The 2,129-nt window shown below is 61.0% G+C and carries 2 protein-coding genes; one reads left to right on the top strand and one right to left on the bottom strand.

All coding sequences use genetic code 11. From position 1 onward, the window contains the following. The coding region (locus ACWI8T_RS09605) for a hypothetical protein (protein ID WP_449138788.1) at positions 1-1,002 on the top strand (1,002 nt) is incomplete at its 5' end. A 126-nt stretch (positions 1,003-1,128) separates the two neighbouring features. On the opposite strand, the gene ACWI8T_RS09600 is transcribed toward ACWI8T_RS09605, so the two are convergent. After that, on the bottom strand, positions 1,129-2,129 hold a 1,001-nt coding region (locus ACWI8T_RS09600; RefSeq protein WP_449138787.1), incomplete at its 5' end, for an O-acetylhomoserine aminocarboxypropyltransferase/cysteine synthase family protein.

The following is a 2,129-nucleotide window of genomic DNA, read 5'->3' as shown; positions in this document are numbered from 1 at the left end:
CGCAAAATTTTCGTTTCGGTCGACGCGATCAAGCGCGACGACGCGACGCAACCCATCTGGCGGCGCTACGTCGTTATGGCCGCGGTGCTCCCCGTCGCGCTCGTGGCGGGCTTTTTCTGGGGCGAAATGAAAGTCGGCATGGCCATGCAAACCGAAAACGGCACGGCCCTGCAGGAAATCGCCCGCGAACTCGCGGGAAAATCGGTCTATTCCATTGACGGCGCGCTGTATGACCAGGCGAAAATCGATGCGCTCGCCAGCTCGCTTTCGGCCGACGAGGCGAACCTGCGCACGATGTCGTTCCAGCTGAAAGGTTCGCTCGAGAGCTCGTATGCGACGTGCTCGGGCAAAACCGACGCGTTCTTGGATTGGTATTTCAGCATCGCCACGAATTCGTCGCTGCGCGCGAGCATTCCCGAAGGCGGCGCGCAACAGGCGCTTGAGGACAGGTTTTATTCCCTGGTGGGCTCGAGCGAAGACGAGCAGCTCACCAAGAGCATGAAGAATTATTTGGCCGCGGCGGCGAATTTGCGTTCCGCGATTGACGACGGCATGCAGGCGGCGAAGGTTGATGGAGACGTGTCGCAGGCGGGCGGCGATGGGCGGAAGCTTCCCGCGTGGCTTGTCGAGGCGAAGGAATTCGGCGACGCGTGGCTGCTTAAAGGCTATCGCGAGGAAGCCGACGGCGTGCTCGACGCGGCGCGCGATTCGGGCATTTCGGCGGCGCTCGACGATGGGAAAACGCTGCTGCAGTACCAGTTTGAGAAGAACGTGTACTCCGACGCGCAGTTCTCAAGCATGGCTTCGTCGGTCGATAAGCTCTCGAACGGCGGCGGCAATATTGCCCTCGATGTTTTGACGTATGCGGGCGGCGTATTCGACGAAGGCATGAGCCGTGACAAATACCGCAAAATGCTCCAGGCGGGCATCTCTGCATGCGAGGATCAGGCGAAAACATTGCTTACGCCGAATGTGCCTCCTGCGTTTTCGGCCGAACGGTAGCTGGTTAATGAGTCGCAAATTGCAAGGAAGGCCCTGGAAGTCGATTCCAGGGCCTTCTCTATCTCAGCTTTGCGATTCGTGGCGCGGCCTTGCGGCTTGCCATGCGCGGCTGCCCTTCGCCTGAAGTTAGTCGAGCTTGGCGAAGGCCTGCTGCAAATCCCAAATGATGTCTTCGGCATTCTCGGTGCCGATGGACAGGCGGATGGTCGAAGGCGTGATGCCCTGGTCGGCCAGCTCGGCCTCGGTCAGCTGGGAGTGCGTGGTGGTTGCCGGGTGAATGGCCAGGCTCTTCACGTCGGCGACGTTGGCGAGCAGCGAGAAAATCTGCAGGCTGTCGATGAATTTCCAAGCTGCTTCTTGGCCGCCCTTAATCTCGAACGTGAAGATGGAGGCGCCGCCGTTGGGGAAGTAGCGCTCGTAGAGCTCGTGGTCGGGGTGATCGGGCAGGCTCGGGTGGTTCACGGAAGCCACGTGCGGGTCGTTGGCCAAGAATTCGACAACCTTCTTCGTGTTCTCGACATGACGGTCGACGCGCAGAGACAGCGTCTCGGTGCCCTGCAGCAGAATCCATGCGTTGAACGGTGAGATGCAGGCACCTTCGTCGCGCAGCAGAATGGCGCGCACATAGGTCGCGAATGCGGCCGGGCCTGCGGCTTCGGCGAAGCTCACGCCATGGTAGCTCGGGTTGGGGTCGGCGATTTCGGCATACTTGCCGCTTGCCTTCCAGTCGAAGTTGCCGCCGTCGACAATCACGCCGCCAAGCGAGGTGCCGTGGCCGCCGATGAACTTGGTCGCGGAATGCACCACGATGTTCGCGCCGTGCTCAAGCGGGCGGAAGAGGTACGGCGTGCCGAAGGTGTTGTCGACTACGACGGGCAGGCCGTGCTTCTTGGCGATTTCGGAAATGGCGTCGACGTTGGGAATGTCGGAGTTCGGGTTGCCGAGCGTTTCCAGGTAAATGACGGTGGTGTTGTCTTTGATGACGCTTTCGACCTCGGCGAGGTTGTGCGCGTCGACGAAGGTGGTTTCTACGCCGAACTGCGAAAGCGTGTGCTCGAGCAGGTTGTACGAGCCGCCGTAGATGGTCTTCTGCGCGACCACATGGTCGCCGGCCTGCGCGAGGGCCT

The sequence above is a fragment of the Slackia sp. genome (genome assembly GCF_977041755.1).
This window is presented reverse-complemented; position numbering and strand designations above follow the sequence as displayed.